Below are 21,244 nucleotides of genomic sequence, written 5' to 3' on the forward strand. Positions count from 1 at the left end.
GAGTACCGACGGCCTCCGGTCCGCGGGCCTTACAGCGTGGCGGTCGGGTTGATGATGAAGTTGCTGAAGCCGCCGTTGCGCACGGCGATCCCGCTGATGGCCTCGTTGACCTGCTCCAGGGGGTACACGTGGTGCTCCAGCGGGCTCAGGTCCAGCAGGCCGGCCCCCGCCATGTCGGCCATGGTCTGGCCCTCGGCGGAGGTGAACCACGCCGAGCCGATCAGCCGCAGCTGCTGGTCCATCATCCGGTGGATGTCGATCGGCAGATCACCGGCGATGGCACCGATGTTGACGGCGATGCCACCGCGGGCCATCGCTCGCATGCCCGCCCGGAACGTCTCGTGCGGGGCGCCCGGGCCGAGGGCGTCGATGTAGATGTCGACGCCGTAGCCGTCGGTCTGCTCGTGGATCCACTCGTCGACCGGGCCGTCGTCGAGGGAGTGCAGGTTCAGCCGGCCGCCCGCCAGCTTGCCGACCTGGTCCAGGAGGCTCTTGTCGCGGCCGGTGCCGTACACGTGGGTGAGGCCCATGGCGGGCGCGAGGAGCGCGGCGGCGATGCCCAGGGTGCCGCTGATGCCGTTGATGAGGATGGTCTTGCCCGGACCGGCCTCGGCCTTGCGCAGCGCCGAGTACATGGTGCCGATGTAGCCGAAGCGGGCGGCGGCCTCGAAGGAGAGCGAGTCCGGCAGCTTCACGAGGCTGTACGCCGGGGCCAACGTGTACTCGGCGAGACCGCCCTGGTAGCGGTCGAGCAGATCGATCGCGGTCGGCGAAAAGCCGAAATATCCTGCGAAGGCGTAGCTGGCGCAGTTGATCGAGTCGCCGCTGCGACATGAACGACAAGACCCGCACGAGCGGCCCGGGTTGACGTACACCCGGTCGCCCGGCTTGAACGCCTGCACGCCCTCGCCGACCGCCTCGACCACGCCCGCCGGGTCGAGGCCGAAGATCGCCGGCAGGGTTGGCAGGGGGCTGTGCGGGAACCAAGTCGTCCACATGTTCAGGATGTTGGCCAGGTTCGGCACGATGTTGCAGGCGTGGACGGCCACGCGGACGTCGCCGGGGCCGGGCTCGGGAACGGGCAGTTCCTCGAGCTTCATCGGCTCGCCGACGGCGTGCATCCGCGCGGCTCGCATGGTCGCACTCATGGCGTCTCCTCGGGTTCGGCTCAGGTACGGCTTCGGGTACGGCTGGGGGAGACGGCGCCAACTGCGGTGCGGTCTCTGGGATTTGTGAAGGATGGGTCAGTTGTCCAGCAGCGTCGTCAGCCGCGCGCGCTGCAGCTTTCCGGTGGCCCCGCGGGGGAGCGCGGGTACGACGCACAGGCGCCGGGGCCACTTGTGCCGGGCGAGCCGGCCGTCGAGATGGGAGCGGACGTCGTCCAGGGTGGGGGCGCCGCAGTCGGTGACCAGGAAGGCGGTCACGATCTCGCCCCAGAGCGAGTCCGGTGCCCCGGAGACCGCGACCTCGACGACACCGGGGAAGTCGGCGAGGGCGTTCTCGACCTCGGCGGGATCGATGTTCTCCCCGCCGGTGATGATGGTGTCCTTGAGCCGTCCGACGACCGACAGGCGGCCCTCGGCGTCGAACAGCCCGCGGTCCCCGGAGTGGAACCAGCCCTCGCGATCGGTCACGGGCACCGGCCCGTCGGCCGTCCAGTACGCGTCCGCCACCGACGGTCCGCGCACCCAGATCTCACCGGCGTTGCCGGCCGGGGTGGGCGCCCCGCTCTCGTCCACGACCCTCAACTCGACCTGGGGGACAGGAGATCCGGTGGAGGCCGCCGTGTCGTTCGCGGCGGAGTACGTCACGCCCGCGCTGGTCTCCGTCAGCCCGTAGGAGTTGACCACACCGATCCCGCGCGCCCGGAACTGCTCGCGGGTGGCGGTCTGGGCCGGTGATCCGCCGGACAGGATCCACCGCAGGGTGTCCAGGTCGCCGCCGCCGAAGCGGGGGTGGCGGGCCAGCAGGGCGGACATGGCCGGTACGGCGAACGCACAGGTGACCTTGTGGTCGCGGACCAGGTCGATGAACAGGTCCGGGTCGAAGCGCGGGGCCAGGATCACCGTCCCGCGCCGCGCCCAGGTGTACTGCGGTAGCCCGCCGAGCACGGCGACGTGGGCCAGCGGGGTGGAGACGAGGGCGGTGTCGTCCTCGTCGACGGGCAGTTGCGACAGCCCGTTGACCATGCTCCAGTACAGGTTGTCGTGGGTCAGCGCGACGCCCTTGGGGCGGCCGGAGGTGCCGGACGTGAAGGCGATGATCGCGATGTCCGAGCCGGTCGGGGGCTCCCCGACGACGGGCGCGGACGGCTCGTCGTCGACGTGCAGGTCGTCCCAGGTCAGGCGGATGCCCGTCCCGTCGGGGAACCGCTCGTCGCCGACGACCGCACGTGGCGCGGTCTCCTCGCACACGACGGTGACTTCGCCCCCGGTCACCTGCGGGTGCAGCGGCACGAGCACCGCTCCCATCCGCGTCACCGCGAACAGCGTGATCAGGGCCTCCGGCCGGGCCGCCCCCTGCATCACCACCCGATCGCCCTTGCGTACCCCGTACTTGTCGAGGCGGGCCACCGTCCGCCGTACGGCCAGGTCCAGTTCGGCATAGGTCCAGGTCCGGTCCTCGAAGACGAGGGCGGTCCGGGAGCCGGCCTGGGCCGCACTCGTGACGAGGTGGGCGCCGAACGTGCTCGTCATGCCTTCACCTCCGCGGCACGTCTGGCGCGGGCGAGCGCGCCGAGGGTCGTCCCCGCGAGGTCGTCGGCGGACACCGGCGTCCGCCGCTCCAGCAACCGACGGGCGGCCAGGTGCTCGGCAGGCCAGTTCAAGGTCTCCACGGCCACCAGCAGACCGTCGCGGAAGGCGTACGAGGCCAGGCGCTCCGGGGAGTCACCTGCTGCGAGGCGTACCTCGTCCGAGGGTGAACGCAGCCCGGCGATCTGCAACTTGATGGCGCCCTGGTCGCTCCAGAACCACGGCAGACTCTCGTACGAGGCGGGCGACCCGGCGAGGCGCCGTCCGACCAACGCGCCCTGATCGATGGCGTTCTGCACGGACTCCAGCCGCACCAGCCCCTCCGCGTGCGGATGCGGATGGCGGGCGCAGTCCCCGACGGCGGAGATCCGGGGATCGGTGATCGAGCGCAGCTGCTCGTCCACGACCACGCCGTCGTCCACGGCCAGCCCCGCCGCGCGTGCCAGGTCGTCCCGGGGGATGGCCCCGATGCCGTAGACGACGAGGTCGGCGGGCAGGATCTCGCGGTCCGTGACGACCCGTTCGACCCGGCCCGGTCCCTCCAGAGCACGTACGCCCGTCCCGGTCAGGACCCGGACACCGGCCTGCTCGTGGCGTTCCCGCAGGTGGCGTTCGACCTCCGGTGACACGGCCCGGCTCAGCAGCCGGTCGGCCAGCTCGACCACGGTCACCCGTGCGCCGCGGGCCAGGGCGACCTGGGCGAGCTCAAGGCCGATGAACCCGCCGCCGACGACGACCACGTCACGGGCCGTCGTCAGCGCCCGGCCGATGGTGAGGGCGTCGTCGAGCGAGCGCAGCGCGTGGACGCCGGCCAGCTCGGCGCCGGGTACGGGCAGCGGACGGTTGCGGGCACCGGTCGCCAGCACGAGGTGGGTGTACGGGACACGGGTGCCCGTGCGGGTGACGACCGTGGCGGTGGCGGTGTCGAGGGCGATCACGTCGTCCCCGAGGCGCAGGTCGATGTTCCGCTCGCCGTAGAAGGACTCCGGCACCAGCTCGACGCGTACGCCGTCCGGCTCGGTGTGAGCCTTCTTCGACAACGGCGGCCGCTGGTACGGCAGATGGGGTTCGTCGGCGAACACCGTGACCGGACCGTCGTAGCCGGATGCGCGCAGCGTCGACACGACACTGAACGCGGCCTGTCCGCCGCCGACCACGACCACGCCCGCTGCGCTGCTCATATCTGCTCCTCGGGCACGTGGACGACCAGTCCGTCCAGGGCGTCGGAGAGCTGGACCTGGCAGCTGAGCCGGCTGGTGGGCCGGCGTTCGGCGGCGGTGAAGTCCAGCATTTCGTCCTCGACGTCGTTCGGCGGACCCACCAGCTCGGCCTGCGTCGCATCGACGTAGACGTGGCAGGTGGCGCAGGAGGCGTTGCCTCCGCACTCGGCGACGATGCCCTCGACGCCGTTGGAGACGGCCGCCTGCATCAGGACGGTCCCCGACGCGGCGGTGACCTTGCGTTCGGTCCCGTCGGGCAGCTGGAAGATGACGGTGGGCATGAAGTCCTCCCGATGGGGACGGCTCAGGGGGCTTGCCAGGTGACGTTCAGCGAGGTGAGCCCGCGGAACACCCAGCCGTCCAGACGGCCCGCGGCGGATCCGCTGTCGGACGCTTTGGCGCCGTCGTCGAGGCGGAGGCCCTGCAGACGGCTGAAGACGAGGGGCCAGGCGATGGCGCTGACCTCGTGGCGCGCGACCCACGCGCCCATGCAGAAGTGCGGTCCGCCGCCGAAGGCGAGATGGGGGCGGTGCGGGCGGTCGAGATCGAACTCGTCGGCCCGCTCGAAGACCGACTCGTCGCGGTTGCCGGAGGCGATGACGAGGGCGACGCGGCTGCCCGCGGGCAGCGTGACGCCGGCGATCTCGTAGTCCTGCGTGAGCTGGCGGGGATACATGCCGATCGGCGAGATCCAGCGCGCGGTCTCCTCGAAGACCCGCTTCCAGGACGCCGGGTCCTTGAGCACCCGCTCCAGCGCTTCGGGGCGGTTCAGCAGGGCCCAGGCGCCCACGCCGAAGACGTCGCGCGGCTCGTTGACGCCTCCGCCGATGATGACCTTGATGTTGTTCTGGATCTCGGCGAGGTCCACCGGCTCGGCGGCGTGGACCATGGAGGAGATCACCGAGCCGTCCGGCTCGCGGCGCGCGATCTCCGCCATCTCGGCCACGGCTTCCTCGATGGCCCGGGTCGCCCGCTCGGCGCGGAGCCAGAGATCGGGGTCGTCGGCGTAGTTGCTGTTGCCGTCCATCATCGCCCGCGACCAGTCGGCGATGTCCTCGGCGCTCGCGTTGCGCAGGCCCAGGACCAGGGCCAGGTTGGCGGCGACGAGCGGCTCGGCGAAGTCGGCTATCAGGTCGGCCTCGCCACGGCCGGCGATCCGGTCGAGCAGCTCGTGCGCGGTCCGCTCGAACTCCCCGGCCCACAGGTCGCGGACCTGACGGGGGCGGGTCGGCGGCTCGGCCGCGGCCCGCAGGCGCCGATGCTCCGGGTCGTCCTCGCGGAGCAGGTTGGGGCCGACGGTGCGCAGCAGCAGCGAGCCCTCCTCGCGGGAGCTGAACACCTCGGGCAGCTTCTCGGCGTGGACGATGTCCTCGTACCGGGTCAGCAGGTGGCGTCCGACCGACGGGACCCAGGCCAGCGGCGCGGTGCGGCGCAGCTCGGCGTAGGCGGGGTACGGGTCGCGGCGCAGCTCGGCGAGGTCGAGCTCGACGACGGGCGCGCCGGGCGCCGCGGTCGTCAGGGCGCTCATGACGTGCCGCCCGCGCCCATCAGGACGAAGAACGCCGTGGCGGGCTCGCTGCCGTTGTTGCGCCAGGCGTGCCGCGTGGCGTTCTGCACGACGAGGTCGCCGGGCTTGAGCACCGCGGTCTCGCCACCGTCGAGGTCGAGGACCAGCTCGCCGGAGAGGACGACGCCGTAGTCGACGGTCGGCGTGGTGTGCATGCCCGGATTGTCGAGCTCGAACAGCTCGGCCAGGCCCGGCGTCGCCTCCAGCTGCTCGGCGCCCGCGGCCGCGGGGTCCCAGCTCGGGTCGGCGTAGACACTGGCCGGCGGGAAGGTGACGGTCAGCGCGATCGTCTCGCCGGGGGCCGGCACATAGGACTTCAGGGCATCCGTCGGGTCGTCCGACGGGGCGGCGGGAGCCGTCGTGTTCCACACCAGGGAGCGGGCGAAGCCCGGAGTGTGGGTGTACTGACGCGTGACGGGCGGCTCTCCGTCGCTGACGATCACGGGCTTGCCACTGGGATCGACACCGGTGACGACACGACGGACCATGATTCTCTCCCTTGAGAAACCAACCAAGTGTTCTTGACTGTTCTTGGAAACCGACTGTTTTGAGAAGCCGGCTCTTCTGAAAAACGGGCTGACCGTTAGATGCTTGACGGTAAGAGGTCTGACTATTTTCGACGGCCGTGCCACGGCGGCTCCGTGCACGAGTCCTGTGGTGGGCCGGTCTCCCCGGGCCCGGTCACTCCGCGGGCGGGGTCTCCTGGTTCACCAGGGTACGCAGCAAGTGGACCAGTTCACTGAGCTGATCGTCACGCAGTATGCCGGTCCACGCGCGCTCGCGCTTCGTCTGCGCCTCGATGGCCTGCCGCAGCGTCTCGCGGCCCTCCGCCGTCAGCTCGACGAACAGCTGGCGGCGGTCGGACTCGACCCGTTCCCGGGTGACCAGGCCCCGGCTCTCCAGGGTCGCCAGCGCGCTGGAGATGCTGGCGCGGGTGGACCCCGAGACCCGGCCGATGTCCTGCTGGCCGAGCGGGCCGTAGACCCACAGGGAGTTCAGGATCCTGAAGCCCGCCCAGGTCAGGCCGAGCGGCCGGTGGACGTGCTTCTCGAAGTCCTTGGTCAGCCGGGCCTCGAGGCGGGTGAGATCGGTGACCATCTCGATCGCGTCGAGGTCCCGGGGATCGGTCGTACCCAGCTCGCGGTGCTGATGGCGCAGGAGCTCCGAGAACTCCCGGGTCCGGCTAGCTCCCGTGGTCCCCGTCTCACGCACGGTGTCCGTCACGATCTCCCGCCCTTCTGTTCGGTCAGCCTGAGATGACCGGGTTGACCATGGTGCCGACGCCCGTGACCTCGGTCCGCAGGACCTTACCTTCGGTGAGGTACAGCCGTGGGGTGCGGCGGACGCCGCAGCCGGCCGGGGTCCCGGTGAAGATCAGGTCGCCCGGCTCGAACGTCACCCGCTTCGACAGCCAGGCGATCAGCTCGGGCACGGAGAAGATCAGGTCCGAGGTGCGGCCCCGCTGCACCTCGAGGTCGTCGACCCAGCCGGCCACCTCGATGTCGTCCGGGTCCTCGAACTCGTCGACCGTCACCAGATAGGGGCCGATCGGGCTGAAGGTGTCGTACGACTTCGGCAGTGTGAACTGGTTGATCGGCTTGCGCCACTGTTCCTTGCGGTCGCTGATGTCCTGCCCGGCGGTCACGCCCGCGACGTACGACCAGGCGTCGGCCTCGGAGATGTTCTTGCCGGCCTTGCCCATGACGACGACGAGCTCGGCCTCGTAGTCGACCTTGTCGTACTGGGGCTCGACCACGATCTGGTCGTACGGGCCGACGACGGACGAGGCGAACTTCGCGAAGACGGACGGCTCGTCCGGCACGGGGAGGTTCGACTCCTCGGCGTGCGCACGGTAGTTGAGGGCCACCCCGATCGCCTTGTACGGCTTGGCGACGCGGCCCAGGTCACTGGGCTCGAACGGCTTCCAGTCCGCCTCGGCGGCTCGCTCGGCGAGGGCGCGCAGCTCGTCCTGCAGGGAGAGGTCGGACAGCACCTCCAGGCGCGGCTCGATCGCTCCCTTGCTCGCGTTCGCGATGTCGAGGGCGCGGTCGCCCTTCACGACGACGGGGCGGCCGGCGAGGTTGGCGAGCTTCATGCGGGCACTTCCTTCTGAACGTGCTGGTCGGCGGGCCGGGGGAGGGGAAGCGCGAGGTCGCCCTCCGTCCGGACGCCGAGCGTGTTGATGACGGTGGCGACGGTCAGGTACTGGCCGACGGTGTAGAGGACGTCGATGACCTGCTCGGTGCTCAGGTGGACGGTCAGCCGGTCCCACAGCGCGTCGTCGACACCCTGGCGGTCGACGAGCGAGTCGGTGGCGGTGAGCAGCACCCGGTCGAGCTCGTCGAGCCCGTCCCAGGCGCCGGTCGCGGCGGCCAGGATCGTCTCGTCGGCGAGCCCGGCGCGGCGGGCGATCCGCACGTGCTGGTCCCACTCGTATGCCGCCTGCGCCCGGGCCGCGATCCGCAGGATCATCAGCTCCCGGGACTTCAGCGGCAGGGTGTTCTTGCCCAGCACGTGGTTGCTGAAGACGAGGTAGCGGCGCAGCGCGTCCTCGTGGTGGGCCAGCGTCGCCCAGATCGCGTAGATCCGGCCGTCCTGGTCCCGGTACGGCGCCAGCGACGCCAGTGTCTTCTCCTGCAGGTCCGCCTCGTCGACGGGGTGCAGGCGGGGCTTCTCCGGCATCGGAGTCCTCCTCGGCTCGATGACGGCAACGTATTCGTCAGAGCCTTGACCGTCAAGGGTCTAACAAATATCGTCCTCGGCATGACGATCCAGAGCCTTGGTTACGTAGGGATCGGCGCGCCCGATCCGACAGCGTGGGCGGAGTACGCCCGCACAGTGATAGGTCTCGCGGTCGAGCCGGGGGAGCCTGAAGGGCCCGTGCGCCATCGCCTGCGGATGGACCAGCACCCGTTCCGCATGTGGCTGACGGAGGCCGAGACCGGTGGCGTCACCGTCATCGGCTGGGAGGTCCGCGACGGGACGGCCATCGACGACATGACGGTGCGGCTCAAGGAGGCGGGCGTCGACGTCACGGCAGGCACCGAGGAGGAGTGCAGGGACCGCCAGGTGACCCGCATGGTGCACTTCGGCGGCCCCCTCGGCATCCGCACCGAGCTGTTCTGCGGCCGCCGGCTCGCCCCGAGCCAGTTCGTGTCACCGCTGGGCGTCGACTTCGTGACCGGCGAACAGGGGCTCGGGCACGTCGTGATGAAGACGCCGCACGTCCAGGAGGCCGTCGACTTCTACTGCGACGTGCTGGGCTTCCGGCTCAGCGACACTGCCGACTACCCCTGGGGCACGTTCTACTTCCTCGGCTGCAACCCGAGGCACCACAGCATCGCCTTCATCCGCTCGTACAAGAACGAGGGCACCCACCACATCCTGTGCGAGGTGACCACCCCGGAGGAGGTCGGCCGCGCCCTCGACCGGACGCGTGAGCACGACGTCAGGCTCATGGCCACGCTCGGCAAGCACGCCAACGACGGAATGTTCTCGTTCTACATGACCTCACCGGCCGGCTTCGGCATCGAGATCGGCGCCGGCGGCGTGCAGGTCGACGAGAGCACCTGGGTGAGCCGTACGTACACGGCCGACATCTGGGGTCATCACCCGGTCCCGTAGCCCGACTTCGCATTCCCCGACCCCTCCGAAAGAAAGCGGGCCGTACCCCATGCTTCTCGAGAGCCATCTGCAGGACACCTGGGTCGCGTCAACGGCAGCCGATTCCACGGCGGTTGACGTGTGCGACGCCGTCACGGGCGAGACGGTCTGCCGCGTCTCCTCCCAAGGCCTCGACCTCGCGGCCGCGTTCGGCCACGCCCGTCACGTCGGCGGCCCCGCGCTGCGGACGCTGACCTTCCATCGGCGGGCGGACCTGCTGGACGCCGTCGCCGCGGCCGTCCGCGCCCGCCGCGAGGAGCTCTACGCCCTCTCGACCCGCGCCGGAGCCACCCTCAACGACGCCCGCTACGACGTCGACGGCGGCATCCGTGTCCTGCGCGACTACGCGACCCGGGCGCGCGCCGAACTGCCGGACGCCGTGCATCTCGTCGAAGGCCCGGCCGAACGCCTCGCGCGGGGTGACGACTTCCTGGGCGTCCATCTCGTCAGCCCCTCACCGGGGTTGATGCTCCAGGTGAACGCCTTCAACTTCCCGGTGTGGGCGCCCCTGGAGAAGCTGGCCCAAGCACTCCTCGCCGGCCTGCCCAGCGTGGTGAAGCCGGCCACCCCGACCGCGTACCTCACTCAACACCTCGTACGGATCATCGCCGACGCGGGTGTTCTGCCGCCCGGCGCACTGCAGTTGGTCGTGGGCTCGGTACGGCCGGCGCTCGGCCTGCTTCAGGAGCAGGACGTCCTTTCCTTCACCGGCTCGGCAGCCACCGCACAGACGCTGCGCACGCACCCCGACGTCGTGGCCCGCTCGGTCCGTTTCAACGCCGAGGCGGACTCGGTCAACGCCATTGTGCTGGCACCGGATGTCGCGCCCGGAACACCGCTGTTCGAGGCGTTCGTCCGCGAGGTCGTGACGGAGATGACGGTCAAGGCGGGCCAGAAGTGCACCGCGATCCGCCGCGTCCTCGTCCCACGGGAGCACGAGGCCGCCGCGCTCGACGCCGTCGCCTCCGAGCTCGCCGGGGTGACCATCGGCAACCCCGCCGCGGAGGGCGTGCGGATGGGGCCGGTTGTCAGCCTCGCGCAGCGCGACGACGTACGACGGGCCGCGCGGAAGATCGCCGAGTCCGGCCGCTTCGTCCACGGTGACCCCGAGAAGGTGCGCGTGATCGACGCCGATCCTGAACGGGGCGCCTTCCTGGACACATTGCTCATCTCCGCGGATCCGGACGCCTCGGCGCCCCACGAGGTCGAGCCGTTCGGCCCGGCCGTGTCCGTCCTGGCCTACCGCGACACGGCCCACGTCACCGACCTGATCGCCCGCGGCCGGGGCAGCCTCGCCGCCTCCGTGGTCGGCGACGACCTCGCCTGGACGACCGCCTTCGTCCGGGAGGCGGCCCCCTGGCACGGCCGACTGCACCTGCTGGACTCCACGACCATGACGCAGACCACCGGACACGGATCGCCCCTGCCCGCCCTCCGGCACGGCGGCCCCGGCAGGGCCGGAGGCGGCTCGGAGATGGGCGGCATCCGCGGTGTCCTCGACCTGATGCAGAGGACGGCGCTCCAGGCCTCACCCCGCCTGCTCGACTCCCTGTAAACCGGTGTAAACAGGCACCGAGCCAAACAAGTGGTGACGATCACGACAGGGGCGTACGGTCGAACGGTGGACACCACAGTGGACGGAACCGTTCACTGACCACTCGCGAGGGTTCGACCTTCGAGAGCGCGAGACACCATGAGCAGCAGCCCCCGGCCGACCACCCCAGAACAAGCCGCCACCCGGCAACCGGGCGGCGGAGGAAACGGCATGGCGCTGCTGGTCATCGCGTCGTGCCAACTGATGGTGGTCCTGGACATCACCATCGTGAACATCGCGCTGCCGCACATCCAGCGCGACCTGGACTTCTCGACCACCAGCCTGTCCTGGGTGGTCAACGCGTACACCCTCACCTTCGGCGGCCTGCTGCTGCTCGGCGGCAGGGTCGGCGACATCCTCGGCAGGCGGCGCGTCTTTGTCTTCGGCGTGCTGCTCTTCGCCCTGGCCTCCCTGCTGGGAGGGTTCGCCCAGAACTCCGGCCAACTCCTCGCCGCACGCGCCCTGCAGGGGGTGGGCGGCGCCATCGCCTCCCCGACCTCGCTCGCCCTGATCAGCACGACCTTCCGCGAAGGCCCGGAACGCAACCGGGCCTTCGGCGTGTTCGCCGCGGTCTCCTCGGGCGGCGGCGCCATCGGGCTGCTCGCGGGCGGGATGATCGTCGAGTGGCTGAACTGGCGCTGGGTGCTCTTCGTCAACGTCCCGATCGGCCTGCTCATCGCCCTCGCCGCACCCCGCTGGATCAAGGAGTCCGAACGCCACCCGGGCCACTTCGACATCGCCGGCGCGCTGACTTCCACCCTGGGCATGGTGCTGCTGGTGTACGGGTTCATCAGAGCCGCCCAGGAAGGGTGGCGGGACCCGCTCACGCTGGCCTCGTTCGCCGCGGCGGTCGTCATCCTGGCGGTGTTCATCCTCGTCGAGCGGAACTCCCGGCAGCCCATCACCCCGCTGCACATGTTCGCCGACCGCAACCGCTCGGGCACCTACGGCATCATGCTGAGCCTCGCCGCCGCGATCTTCGGCATGTTCTTCTTCCTCACGCTCTTCGTGCAGGACGTGCTGGGCTTCAGCCCGCTGCAGGCGGGGCTCGCCTTCCTGCCGGTCAGCGCGGTGATCGCAGTCGGCGCGGCGCTCGCCTCGAAATTCCTGCCCAGGTTCGGTCCCAAACCCTTCATGGTGGTGGGCGCCGTCCTCGCGGCGGCGGGGCTGGCCTGGCTGACCCTGACCGACGTGCACTCCACCTATGCGGGCAGCATCCTCGGCCCGATCTGCGTCTTCGGCCTGGGCATGGGCATGGAGTTCGTCTCGCTCACGCTCATGGCGCTCTCCAACGTCTCCGTCCAGGAGACCGGCGCGGCCTCCGGACTCCTCAACGCCACCCAGCAGGTGGGCGGTTCACTCGGGCTGTCCATCCTGGTCACGATGTTCGGCACGGCCAGTACCAACGAGGCCAACAAGCAGATCCCGCGCTTCCTGGCACAGGCGACCCCGGCCGAACGCCTGCGCTTCCAGCGCACCGGTCAGCTCCCGAAGCCCTGGTCCGACGAGGTACTCACCGCCGGGATCTCGGCCGCCTTCGTCATGGCGGCGATCTTCACCGTCATCGCCGCGCTGGTCGCCGTGGTGGCGATCCAGGTCCGCCCCTCCGACCTGGAACGCCTCAAGGGCGGCATGGGGCCGGGGCAGGGCTGAGCCCCATCCTTGGGGCTGTGCTGTACGGGGTGGCAGGGTCTGTCGGCCCGTCACCTGAAAACGAGCGGCGGCACGCATGCCGGTCGTGCCAGGCTGACGGCTCGGTTCGTGCCTCTGCCGTGCACCGACGAGTTCGCCGTGGGAGCGTTCGTGACCCCCTCTCGACTGGCCCCGTTGCTGGAGCAGTTCGACTTCGCCCGTACCCGTCTGGCCGCCCGCCTGACCGGGCCGGTGATGGACAGCGGCGACGGTTCGGACACCGAGGTCGCTGCCATGACCGATGAGGAGTACCTCTGGGAACCGGTGCCGGACTGCTGGTCGGTCCGGCGGCGGGCGGACGGACCGGGTCCGCGCGCGACCGAGCTGGCCGGAACCGGAGCGTGGGGACGCGACGCCGCGTCCTGTCCGCACCCCTGGCCGCCGCCCTTCACCACCCTCGCGTGGCGGCTGAGCCACCTGAGCGAGATGCTCTTCCTCCGCGCCGATCACACGGCAGGCAGCCACGCCCTCACCCGGGACGACTACCCCGTCAGCGGGGACACGGCAGCGGCCCTCGCCGCCTTCGACGCCGGCGCCACGGCCTGGCGGAAGGCGCTGCTGAGCGTCGACGACACGGCGCTCGACACCGTCGGTCACTGCACCTACCCCCACGGCAGCGACCCGGAAGAGCCGTTCGTCGACATCGTGTGGTGGGTCAACCAGGAAGTCCTGCACCACGGGGCCGAGATCGCCCTGCTGCGCGACCTGTACCGCGCCCGGCGGCCCTGACCGCACCGCCACGGGTCACGGCCTGGGGACCAGCCCCAGTTGCTGGGCCCGCAGGACCGTGCTGATGCGGTCGCGGGTGCCGAGTTTGCGGTAGATCTTCTCGACGTGCTTGTGGACCGTACGGTCCGAGATGCCGAGCCGTCGGCCGATCGCGGCCGCGGTCAGGGCGTCCGTGAGCAGCAGCAGGACGGTCAGCTCCCGGGGAGTGAGGGCGCAGTCCGCGGCCACTTCGTGCGCGGAGCCCGGGTCCGGGGACGGAACGGCCGACCGCCGCCAGCGTTCGAGGAGTTGCCGCTGCTGCTCGACCGCCGCCAGCAGCGGTTGCACCTGCTGGGCCGCTCGCAGGTCGTCGTCGGTGAAGTCCGCTCCCGAGCGGTAGACCATGCATCCGGTGATCGGCGTCGTAGTCCGGGGCAGCGGAATCGCCAGTACGTGGTCCGCGTCGATGACGTCGCCGATCAGCAGCGCGGTCGGGCTCGCGGACCATGCGGGGCCGACGGCCCGGCGCGCGGTGAGGGGAGTCCTGTCGGGCCCGGACGCGTAGTGGTCCGCGAACGGAAACCCCGTGCGCAGGAGGCCCAGGTCCTCCTCCCCGAGCCTGTCGAACTCGGCGGCGGCGCCCGGTGGCATGCCGACCGTGCCCTCGGCCTCGTTCCAGTCGTCGAGCTTGTAGATGAGGGTCTCGCCGCCGCACAGGTCGGGCAGGGCACCGGCCAGCAGCGGCCACAGCCGCTCCGGCTCACGTTCGTGGAGTGCCGCGACGGCCACCGACAGCATGCGTTCGTGGGCCTCGCCCAGCACCTGTGCCACGTTCCCACTCCGCTCGTCCGCCGCGTACGCAGTTGTACCCATACCGGCGACGCCCTCTGCTGCTGGAGACTTCATCCGAGCAACAGCGACGTTCTCGGGTGTACTCCAGCACATCCGCCCTCCGGCGGCCACAGCAGGGGGAGACCCGGCGCCTGGGGAGGACGCCGGGATCCCCTCACCGTGCGGGCCGCCGGCACGGGGGACCGGCGGCCCGCACGACTCACACCAAAATCCCCGCCCGACTCCGCCGCCGGCGAGGCCCGTTCGCTCTCGCCGGCGACGTCGAGATGCCGGACGTCACCACCGCGGCAGCTTGAGCTCGTACTCCGGCTGGATCCGCCGCATGTATCCGGTGTCGTCGCGCGACCGCATCCCCGAGTCCACGTACAGCCGGTGCAGACGGTCGAGGGCGTCGTGGTCCAGCTCCACGCCCAGGCCCGGGCCGGTCGGGACCGCGACCTCGCCGTCACGGAACTCCAGGACCCCGGGGAGGACGACGTCGTCGGCCGAGTTCCACGGGTAGTGCGTGTCGCAGGAGTGGTCGAGGTTGGGGATGGCCGCCGCGACGTGCGTCATGGCGGCGAGGCTGATACCCAGGTGCGAGTTGGAGTGCATGGACAGGGCGAGCCCGAACGCCTCGCAGACCGCGGCGAGTTCACGGGTGCGGCGCAGTCCGCCCCAGTAGTGGTGGTCGGTGAGGAGCACCTGGATCGCGTTCTGCTCGATCGCGGGCTTCAGATGCTCCCAGGCGATCACGCACATGTTGGTGGCCAGGGGGAGCGGCGACTCCTTCGCCACCTGGGCCATGCCCTCGATGCTCCTGGTCGGGTCCTCCAAGTACTCGAGTACGCCGTCCAGTTCGCGGGCGACGTACGCCGACGTCTCCACCGTCCAGGCCGTGTTGGGGTCGAGGCGCAGCGGCTGCCCGGGAAAGGCCTCCGCCAGGGCCCTGATCGCGGCGATCTCCTCGTCCGGCGGGAAGACGCCGCCCTTTAGCTTGAACGAGGTGAAGCCGTACCGCTCCTGCATCAGCCGGGCCTGCTCGACGATCCCGGCGGGATCCAGCGCCTCGCCCCAGTCGTCGCCGACGGCCGCCCGGCCGTCGAGCGCGGGATGTTCGGCCCACTTGTAGAAGAGGTACGCGGCGAAGGGCACGGAGTCGCGGACCTTGCCGCCGAGCAGATCGCTGACCGGCCGCCCGAGCAGCTTGCCCTGCGCGTCGAGGCAGGCCACCTCCACCGCCGAGGTGGTCCAGCCCCGTTCGTGGGAGCTGGGCACCGTCGGCAGCAGGGCGGCGTCGATCGCGGCGGCGACGGCCGTCGTGTCGAAGACGTCCATGCCCACCACGACCTTCGCCGCGGCCTCGAGTCGCTCCAGCCGGGCGGTGCCGCCCGGCGACTCGCCGAGGCCCACCGTGCCGTCCTCCAAAACGAGTTGGAGGATGACGCGCAGGGCCAGCGGCTCGTGCACGCCATTGGAGTTGAGCAGGGGCGGGTCGCGGAAGGCGATCGGGGTGACGATCAGCTCGCGGATCCTCGTGCCACCGGTGGTGCTCATGCGCCCACCACCTCCAGACCGTGGTCGATCAGTTTCGCCAGCCGGGCCACGTGCTCCGGTGTGGGGTCGACCAGGGGTGCCCGGACGCCGCCGACGTCCAGGCCGCGGATCGTCACCCCGGCCTTGACGAGCGCCACGGCGTATCCCGGTACCTCGTCGCGGAGTTCGACCAGGGGGCCGTAGAACTCGTCGAGCAGGGTGTTCACCCGCGTCTCGTCACCGAGGGCCAGCGCCCGGTGGAAGGCGAGGGCGATCTCGGGGGCGAACGCGAACACCGCGGAGGAGTACAGCTCGACGCCGATGCCGCGGTAGGCGGGCGCCGTCATCTCCGCCGTGGGCAGGCCGTTGAAGAACTGGAAGTCCTCGGTTCCCGGTACGGCGCGCACGGCCCGGACGATGCGGTGCATCCGCTCGATGTCGCCGAGACCGTCCTTGAGGCCGACCACCTTGGGCAGGGCCGCGATCCCGGCCGCCGTCGCCTCCGTCAGCCGGGCGGTGCCGCGCTGGTAGAAGATCACCGGCAGGTCGCTCGCCGCGGTGACCTCCTCGACGTACCGCACCAGGCCCTGCTGCGGCGCGCTCACCAGGTACGGCGGCAGCAGCAGGATGCCGTCGGCGCCGGCGCGTTCGACGCGGGCGGCCTGGTCCCGGGCGACCGGGGGAGGGCCGCCCGCGGCTGCCAGGACCGGCACCCGGCCGCCGGCCACCTCGACCGCGACGCGTGTGGCGCGTTCGATCTCCTCCGGCGTCAGCGCGTGGAACTCACCGGTGCCGCAGGCGACGAACACGCCGCCCGCGCCGGCCGTGACACCGGACTCGATGTGCCGCGCGAGCCGTTCCTCGTCCAGCGCGCCGTCCGCGGTGAACGGCGTGACCGGGAAGAACAACACTCCTTGGAACTTCATGTCTCCCTCGTAACTACGGTGTGGGGGGTCAACCCTTACTACGGTGTGGGGCGTCAGCCCTTGGTGGCGCCGGCGGCTATGCCGGTGACCAGCGAGCGCTGGAGGAGCAGATAGACGATCAGGCTCGGGACGAGCGCGATGACCGCACCGGCCAGCACCACCCCGGAGCCGACCTCGGGGTCGGAGCGCAGGATGGACAGGGCGACGGTGACCGTGTAGTCGGTGGGGTCCTTGGCGGCGATCAGGGGCAGCAGGTACTGGTCCCAGATCATGATGAAGCCGAGCACGCCGGCCACGCCGAGCGCGGGTTTGCACAGCGGCAGGATGACCTGCCACAGCATCCGCAGCTCGCCGACGCCGTCGATGCGGGCGGCTTCCTCGATCTCGGTGGGGATGTCCTTCATGAACTCGGTCAGCAGCATCACCGAGAAGCCCCAGGCGCCGAGCGGCAGGATCACCGCCCAGACCGTTCCCTTCAAGTCCACGCCGACGACCGGGACATGGCCGAGGACCAGGGACAGCGGGATGGCGATGACCTCTTCCGGAAGCATCATCGTCAGCATGAACAAGGTCAGGATCAGGGCCTGGCCGCGGAAGCGGTGCCGGGCCAGGGCGTACGCGGCGAACACCGACACCACGAGCTGGAGCAGCAGCCCGCCGCCCGCGATGACAAGGGAGTTGGTGAAGTAGTCCCAGATGCCACGCTCGCCCGCCACCCGGATGTTCAACAGCGTGGGGTGGTGCGGGAGGAAGGACAGCGAGGAGCCACTGGGGTTCGTGCTGAGGGCACCCGAGATGATGGTCAGGAAGGGGGCCGCGAAGATCGCCAGGGCGATCACGCAGAGCAGAACCCGCAGGCCCAGGGCGAGCCCCGGCTTGTCGCTCCAGCCGAGGGCGGTGTCGAAGCGGGCCGGAGTGGTCCTGGCCTGCCTGCCGCCCCGCTTGGCGGGAGCGGCCAGGACCTCGTCGGACGGTGTGCGGACGGGGTCGAGGGCGGGGGCGCTCATCGCACGTCTCCCCTCTTGCGGAAGTAGTTGACGGTGACGGTGAGCAGGAGCGTCACGCAGAGCAGGACGACGGAGGCCGCGGAGGCCCCGCCGATGTCGTTGCGGGTGAAGCCGAGGGTGTAGGCGCGGGTCATCCAGACGTCGGTGGACCCGGCCGGGCCGCCCCCCGTGAGGACGTACACCTCGGTGAAGACGCGCAGGCCGCGGATGGCGGCGAGCGTGAGGACGATGCCGAGGGCCGGGCGGATCGCGGGCAGCGTGATGTGGCGCAGGCGCTGCCACAGGGAGACGCCGTCCATCGCGGCGGCCTCGTACAGGGAGCGGTCGACGCCGGCGAGCCCGGCGAGGATGATCACCATGTTGTACGGGGCTGCCATCCAGATGCCCATGACCATGGTCGACCACAGCGCGGTGTGGGGGTTGTCGAGGAACGGCACCGGGCCGATGCCGAGGAAGCCGAGGGCGCTGTTGACCAGGCCGTCGGAGGTCGGGTAGTACATCAGCCGCCACAGCTCGCCGACGACCGCGGTCGCGGTGACGACGGGCAGGAACACGGCTGTACGCACGATCCTCAGCGAACGTGCCTGGCCCTCGAGGAGCAGGGCCAGCACGAAGCCCACGAGGATCGCGCCCAGCGAGATGCCGACGCCCAGGACGAGGGTGTGGCCGATCGCGTCCTGGAAGCGGTGGTCGCTCAGCACGCGCGTGTAGTTGTCGAGGCCGACCCACTTGTCGCCGAGGAAGGGCCGCACCTTGAAGAAGCTGAGCCAGATGCCCTTGCCCATCGGCAGGAACTTGAAGACGAGGGCGAGCAGCAGTCCGGGGGCGAGGAACAGCCAGGGCAGGACGGCCTTCTTGCTGAGGCCTCTCGACCCCCTGCGCCCTGTGGGCGTGGTCACGGTAGCTGTCATTTCAACAGGTCCTGGTCCTTGAGGTCACCGGCGAGGGTTTCGTTGAGCTCCTTCAGACCGGAGCGGACGTCACTGCCGCAGTACGTGAACAGGGCGTTGAGGCTGTCTGCGGTGTCCTGCTTGATCGGGGCGAAGTCGGGGGCGTTGGGGAACTGCTCGGACGCGTCCTCGTACGCCTTCTGTACGACGCTCCAGCGCGCGTCGCCGCGCACCTCGGCCGCGTCCAGCGTGGAGTTGGTGGGGATGCGCACGACGGGCTGGTGGCCGTCGACGCCGACCATGGCGATCTTCTGGCCCTCGGGGGAGACCAGGAAGGCGGCAAGTGCCTGTTCCTGCTCGGTCTTTCCGGTCCTGGCGCCGAAGTAGACGTTCTCGCCGTCGGCCAGCACGTCGTTGCCCGCAGGGCCCGCGGGGGCCGGCACGACCTCGTACTTGTTCTTGCCGGGCGTCGTGTCGAACGTGGCCATGTTGTACGGGCCGGTGAGGTACATACCGGCGTTGCCGTCCTGGAAGTTGGTGGCGGTGCCGGTCACGGCGCTCACGGCGCCGGGCTGCAGGACGCCCTTGGCGCCGCAGAAGAGGTTGTCCTTCATCCAGGTGACGGCGCTCACGGCCGCCGCCGAGTCCATGGCGGGGCGGTAACCGCCTTGGCCGGCCGGCTCGATGATCTTCGCGCCGGCCTGCCACAGGAAGTTGGCGCCCCACCAGGCGGAGTAGCCGTTCATGGCGCTGCCGGGGGCGACCATGCCGTAGGTGTCCTTCTTGCCGTCCCCGTCCGGGTCGCGGGTGGCGAAGGCCTTGGCGACGGTGAGCATCTGTTGCCAGGTCGTGGGAGCCTCGAGGCCGAGCTTCTTCAGCCAGTCCTTGCGGATCATCAGGGTCTGGGCCTGACGCGAGTACGGGATGCCGTAGTGCTTGCCGTCGAGGCCCACGGTGGAGGACCAGCTCTTCGCGGTGATCTGGTCGTGCCCGGTGATCGAGTCGGGGTCGATCGGCTTGAGCAGGCCCTGGCTCTGGTAACTGCCCATCAGCGCCGTGTCGTTGATCATGACGTCGGGCAGGTCCTTGGTGGAGGCCCGCGCCTGCAACTGCTGGTCGAAGTTGACGACCGGCTGGTAGTCGATCTTGATTCCGGTCTTCTTGGTGAAGGCGGCGAAGACACGGTCGTAGGTGGCGGCGGAGTCCGGATTGCTCCGGGTCCACACCTCGAGCGTGTTCGGGTCGCCGGAACCGGAGCTGCCGGAACCGGAGCCACAGGCGGCCGTTCCGAATGCGAGCCCCGCTGCGGCGAGGGCGGCAGCCAGGCGGCGACTTCGTCGACGATCGCCCATGGGCACCTCCGTTCATATTCGTGAACTCGTTTCACGAATCTAAATGACGGCTCAAGTTACGAATCGTTTCATCGGCATGTCAAGACATGGCTGAAATATTTCACCGAGCCACGACGATGATCGCCGGGCGCACCCACGACTTGGTGGGCGCGCCCGGCGAAGGGACGCTGTCCGCGCTCGCCCGGCACTGGTTCGGCACCGGACGACCGCGAGGCCTCATCTGATGCCGTGGGTGCGGGCGCCCGCCACCAGCGCGGCCACGCTCAGCAGGGCGACGGCCAGCAGGTAGTACGCCGGTGACACCCGGGAGCCGGTCGTGGTGACCAGTGCCGCCGCGATGGTCGGGGTGAAGCCGCCGAAGACGGCGACCGTGGTGTTGTAGCTGAAGGACAGACCGGTCGCGCGTGCCCGGACCGGGAACACGTCGGACATCACCGAGGGCAGCGCGCCGAAGTACGCCGCCTTGAGCAGGCCGAGCAGCGCCATGCTCAGGGTGAGGGTCAGGAACGACGGCGACGTCGTGAGCCAGTGGAAGAGCGGGACGGCGGCGGCGCCGATCAGCAGGGCGGACGGCAGCATGATGCGCAGGCGCCCGTGCCGGTCGGCGAGCAGGCCCACGACCGGTGTGCCGAAGGTCAGGATGGCGCCGGTGACGAACAGGGCCACGTAGGAGAGGGAGTCGTCCAGGCCCAGCTCCTTGATGCCGAAGGTCGGCAGGTACTGGAGGATGAAGTTCAACGCCGTCGACACGATCAGGACGCCGCCCGCGACCAGCAGCCCGCGCCAGTGGTCGCGGAACACCGTGCGGACGGGGGAGCGCGCACCGGGCTCCTCGGTCATCGCCGGGGACTCGTCGACGTACCGGCGGACGAAGTACCCGACCGGCCCGATCAGCAGCCCGAACACGAAGGGCACCCGCCAGCCCCACGAGGTCATCCGGTCGTCCGACAACCCCGCCGTCAGCCCCGCCGCGAAGCCCGCCGCCAGCAGCGTCGACAGCCCCTGACTGGCGAACTGGAAACTGCCGAGGAACCCCTTGCGTCCCGCGTTCTGCTCGACGAGGAAGGAGGTCGCCGCGCCGAACTCGCCGCCCGCGGCGAAGCCTTGGAGCAGCCGGGCGAGGACGATGCCCAGGGTCGCGGTGATGCCGAGCGTCGCGTAGCCCGGCATGAACGCCATCAGCAGCGTGCCCACGACCATCAGCCGGATGGACAGCATCAGCGCCTTCTTGCGCCCGTGGCGGTCCGCGTACGCGCCCAGCACCAGGCCGCCGATCGGGCGGATCAGGTAGGTGACCCCGAACACCGCGTACGTCTGCACCAGTTGGACGCCCGGGTCGCCGGACGGGAAGAACGTGCGGCCGATGTACGTCGCCAGCAGCGCGTAGAGCGCGAGGTCGAACCACTCGAGCGCGTTGCCGACGGTGGCCGCCGCGATCGCGCGCTTCGTGGCCGCGGGTGTGGTCGCGGTGGCGGTCGTCGGGCGGGACTGCTCAACGGTCATCG

Annotated in this window: 21 protein-coding genes; 5 read left to right on the forward strand and 16 right to left on the reverse strand. The window is 70.4% G+C overall.

Annotated features, from left to right (window positions below; translation table 11 throughout):
• Positions 1–29 precede the first annotated feature (29 nt).
• The 9 genes from OG303_RS43520 to OG303_RS43560 all read right to left on the reverse strand — a co-directional run bounded on the left by OG303_RS43520 (position 30) and on the right by OG303_RS43560 (position 8,222).
• Complete coding sequence (locus OG303_RS43520; protein WP_405875434.1) at positions 30–1,148, reverse strand: alcohol dehydrogenase catalytic domain-containing protein; 1,119 nt, start codon at positions 1,146–1,148, stop codon at positions 30–32.
• A 96-nt stretch (positions 1,149–1,244) separates the two neighbouring features.
• The gene (locus tag OG303_RS43525) at positions 1,245–2,696 is read right to left on the reverse strand and encodes a class I adenylate-forming enzyme family protein (RefSeq protein ID WP_405875435.1); all 1,452 of its coding nucleotides are present in this window, start codon (positions 2,694–2,696) and stop codon (positions 1,245–1,247) included.
• Entirely contained in the window at positions 2,693–3,934 is a 1,242-nt protein-coding gene (locus OG303_RS43530) for an NAD(P)/FAD-dependent oxidoreductase (RefSeq protein WP_405875436.1), read from the reverse strand. Before OG303_RS43530 ends, OG303_RS43525 begins: the two co-directional genes overlap by 4 nt.
• A complete protein-coding gene (locus tag OG303_RS43535; protein WP_405875437.1) occupies positions 3,931–4,254 on the reverse strand; it encodes a 2Fe-2S iron-sulfur cluster-binding protein in 324 nt (107 codons plus the stop codon). The genes OG303_RS43530 and OG303_RS43535 overlap by 4 nt, the downstream gene beginning before the upstream one ends.
• 23 nt (positions 4,255–4,277) lie before the next feature.
• Positions 4,278–5,501, reverse strand: coding sequence for a cytochrome P450 (locus OG303_RS43540; RefSeq protein ID WP_405875438.1), 1,224 nt, complete (start codon positions 5,499–5,501; stop codon positions 4,278–4,280).
• The gene (locus OG303_RS43545) at positions 5,498–6,028 is read right to left on the reverse strand and encodes a cupin domain-containing protein (RefSeq protein ID WP_405875439.1); all 531 of its coding nucleotides are present in this window, start codon (positions 6,026–6,028) and stop codon (positions 5,498–5,500) included. The genes OG303_RS43540 and OG303_RS43545 overlap by 4 nt, the downstream gene beginning before the upstream one ends.
• Positions 6,029–6,221: 193 nt before the next feature.
• Entirely contained in the window at positions 6,222–6,764 is a 543-nt protein-coding gene (locus OG303_RS43550) for a MarR family winged helix-turn-helix transcriptional regulator (protein ID WP_405875440.1), read from the reverse strand.
• A 22-nt stretch (positions 6,765–6,786) separates the two neighbouring features.
• Positions 6,787–7,635 carry a fumarylacetoacetate hydrolase family protein gene (locus tag OG303_RS43555; protein ID WP_405875441.1) on the reverse strand — a complete coding sequence of 283 codons (849 nt, stop codon included), beginning with the start codon at positions 7,633–7,635 and terminating at the stop codon, positions 6,787–6,789.
• Complete coding sequence (locus OG303_RS43560; RefSeq protein WP_405875442.1) at positions 7,632–8,222, reverse strand: carboxymuconolactone decarboxylase family protein; 591 nt, start codon at positions 8,220–8,222, stop codon at positions 7,632–7,634. Before OG303_RS43560 ends, OG303_RS43555 begins: the two co-directional genes overlap by 4 nt.
• 81 nt (positions 8,223–8,303) lie before the next feature.
• Here OG303_RS43560 and OG303_RS43565 point away from each other — a divergent pair, with 81 nt between their 5' ends.
• The 4 genes from OG303_RS43565 (at position 8,304) to OG303_RS43580 (ending at position 13,218) form a co-directional block, all read left to right on the forward strand.
• Positions 8,304–9,164 carry a VOC family protein gene (locus tag OG303_RS43565; RefSeq protein WP_405875443.1) on the forward strand — a complete coding sequence of 287 codons (861 nt, stop codon included), beginning with the start codon at positions 8,304–8,306 and terminating at the stop codon, positions 9,162–9,164.
• Positions 9,165–9,213: 49 nt separating this feature from the next.
• A complete protein-coding gene (paaZ, locus tag OG303_RS43570; protein WP_405875444.1) occupies positions 9,214–10,758 on the forward strand; it encodes a phenylacetic acid degradation bifunctional protein PaaZ in 1,545 nt (514 codons plus the stop codon).
• Between the two features lie 210 nt (positions 10,759–10,968).
• Complete coding sequence (locus OG303_RS43575) at positions 10,969–12,450, forward strand: MFS transporter (protein ID WP_405875445.1); 1,482 nt, start codon at positions 10,969–10,971, stop codon at positions 12,448–12,450.
• Positions 12,451–12,600: 150 nt separating this feature from the next.
• The gene (locus tag OG303_RS43580) at positions 12,601–13,218 is read left to right on the forward strand and encodes a DinB family protein (RefSeq protein WP_405875446.1); all 618 of its coding nucleotides are present in this window, start codon (positions 12,601–12,603) and stop codon (positions 13,216–13,218) included.
• A gap of 15 nt (positions 13,219–13,233) precedes the next feature.
• Here OG303_RS43580 and OG303_RS43585 read toward each other — a convergent pair whose 3' ends face one another.
• From OG303_RS43585 to OG303_RS43610, 6 genes are all read right to left on the reverse strand, one after another.
• Positions 13,234–14,028 (reverse strand): LuxR C-terminal-related transcriptional regulator, encoded by a 795-nt coding sequence (locus tag OG303_RS43585; RefSeq protein WP_405875447.1) that lies wholly within the window; start codon positions 14,026–14,028, stop codon positions 13,234–13,236.
• A 297-nt stretch (positions 14,029–14,325) separates the two neighbouring features.
• Positions 14,326–15,585 carry a glucarate dehydratase family protein gene (locus tag OG303_RS43590; protein ID WP_405875448.1) on the reverse strand — a complete coding sequence of 420 codons (1,260 nt, stop codon included), beginning with the start codon at positions 15,583–15,585 and terminating at the stop codon, positions 14,326–14,328.
• On the reverse strand, positions 15,582–16,490 hold the full coding sequence (locus OG303_RS43595) for a 5-dehydro-4-deoxyglucarate dehydratase (RefSeq protein WP_405875449.1): 909 nt from the start codon (positions 16,488–16,490) through the stop codon (positions 15,582–15,584). Before OG303_RS43595 ends, OG303_RS43590 begins: the two co-directional genes overlap by 4 nt.
• A gap of 53 nt (positions 16,491–16,543) precedes the next feature.
• Positions 16,544–17,497 (reverse strand): carbohydrate ABC transporter permease, encoded by a 954-nt coding sequence (locus OG303_RS43600; RefSeq protein ID WP_405875450.1) that lies wholly within the window; start codon positions 17,495–17,497, stop codon positions 16,544–16,546.
• On the reverse strand, positions 17,494–18,408 hold the full coding sequence (locus OG303_RS43605) for a carbohydrate ABC transporter permease (RefSeq protein WP_405875451.1): 915 nt from the start codon (positions 18,406–18,408) through the stop codon (positions 17,494–17,496). The genes OG303_RS43600 and OG303_RS43605 overlap by 4 nt, the downstream gene beginning before the upstream one ends.
• Complete coding sequence (locus OG303_RS43610; RefSeq protein ID WP_405875452.1) at positions 18,405–19,739, reverse strand: ABC transporter substrate-binding protein; 1,335 nt, start codon at positions 19,737–19,739, stop codon at positions 18,405–18,407. The genes OG303_RS43605 and OG303_RS43610 overlap by 4 nt, the downstream gene beginning before the upstream one ends.
• A gap of 86 nt (positions 19,740–19,825) precedes the next feature.
• Here OG303_RS43610 and OG303_RS43615 point away from each other — a divergent pair, with 86 nt between their 5' ends.
• Entirely contained in the window at positions 19,826–19,963 is a 138-nt protein-coding gene (locus OG303_RS43615; RefSeq protein WP_405875453.1) for a hypothetical protein, read from the forward strand.
• Here OG303_RS43615 and OG303_RS43620 read toward each other — a convergent pair.
• Positions 19,956–21,242 (reverse strand): MFS transporter, encoded by a 1,287-nt coding sequence (locus OG303_RS43620; RefSeq protein ID WP_405875454.1) that lies wholly within the window; start codon positions 21,240–21,242, stop codon positions 19,956–19,958. The genes OG303_RS43615 and OG303_RS43620 overlap by 8 nt on opposite strands.
• Positions 21,243–21,244 lie beyond the last annotated feature (2 nt).

This window comes from Streptomyces sp. NBC_00005 (assembly GCF_045160215.1).
Taxonomy (GTDB): domain Bacteria; phylum Actinomycetota; class Actinomycetes; order Streptomycetales; family Streptomycetaceae; genus Streptomyces.

Excerpts from the sequence above, each read along its gene's own strand:
- OG303_RS43520 (WP_405875434.1), bottom strand. The coding sequence starts at position 1,148 with ATGAGTGCGACCATGCGAGCCGCGCGGATGCACGCCGTCGGCGAGCCG.
- OG303_RS43525 (WP_405875435.1), bottom strand. The coding sequence starts at position 2,696 with ATGACGAGCACGTTCGGCGCCCACCTCGTCACGAGTGCGGCCCAGGCC.
- OG303_RS43530 (WP_405875436.1), bottom strand. The coding sequence starts at position 3,934 with ATGAGCAGCGCAGCGGGCGTGGTCGTGGTCGGCGGCGGACAGGCCGCG.
- OG303_RS43535 (WP_405875437.1), bottom strand. The coding sequence starts at position 4,254 with ATGCCCACCGTCATCTTCCAGCTGCCCGACGGGACCGAACGCAAGGTC.
- OG303_RS43540 (WP_405875438.1), bottom strand. The coding sequence starts at position 5,501 with ATGAGCGCCCTGACGACCGCGGCGCCCGGCGCGCCCGTCGTCGAGCTC.
- OG303_RS43545 (WP_405875439.1), bottom strand. The coding sequence starts at position 6,028 with ATGGTCCGTCGTGTCGTCACCGGTGTCGATCCCAGTGGCAAGCCCGTG.
- OG303_RS43555 (WP_405875441.1), bottom strand. The coding sequence starts at position 7,635 with ATGAAGCTCGCCAACCTCGCCGGCCGCCCCGTCGTCGTGAAGGGCGAC.
- OG303_RS43560 (WP_405875442.1), bottom strand. The coding sequence starts at position 8,222 with ATGCCGGAGAAGCCCCGCCTGCACCCCGTCGACGAGGCGGACCTGCAG.
- OG303_RS43565 (WP_405875443.1), top strand. The coding sequence starts at position 8,304 with ATGACGATCCAGAGCCTTGGTTACGTAGGGATCGGCGCGCCCGATCCG.
- paaZ (WP_405875444.1), top strand. The coding sequence starts at position 9,214 with ATGCTTCTCGAGAGCCATCTGCAGGACACCTGGGTCGCGTCAACGGCA.
- OG303_RS43575 (WP_405875445.1), top strand. The coding sequence starts at position 10,969 with ATGGCGCTGCTGGTCATCGCGTCGTGCCAACTGATGGTGGTCCTGGAC.
- OG303_RS43590 (WP_405875448.1), bottom strand. The coding sequence starts at position 15,585 with ATGAGCACCACCGGTGGCACGAGGATCCGCGAGCTGATCGTCACCCCG.
- OG303_RS43595 (WP_405875449.1), bottom strand. The coding sequence starts at position 16,490 with ATGAAGTTCCAAGGAGTGTTGTTCTTCCCGGTCACGCCGTTCACCGCG.
- OG303_RS43600 (WP_405875450.1), bottom strand. The coding sequence starts at position 17,497 with ATGAGCGCCCCCGCCCTCGACCCCGTCCGCACACCGTCCGACGAGGTC.
- OG303_RS43605 (WP_405875451.1), bottom strand. The coding sequence starts at position 18,408 with ATGACAGCTACCGTGACCACGCCCACAGGGCGCAGGGGGTCGAGAGGC.
- OG303_RS43610 (WP_405875452.1), bottom strand. The coding sequence starts at position 19,739 with ATGGGCGATCGTCGACGAAGTCGCCGCCTGGCTGCCGCCCTCGCCGCA.
- OG303_RS43615 (WP_405875453.1), top strand. The coding sequence starts at position 19,826 with ATGGCTGAAATATTTCACCGAGCCACGACGATGATCGCCGGGCGCACC.
- OG303_RS43620 (WP_405875454.1), bottom strand. The coding sequence starts at position 21,242 with ATGACCGTTGAGCAGTCCCGCCCGACGACCGCCACCGCGACCACACCC.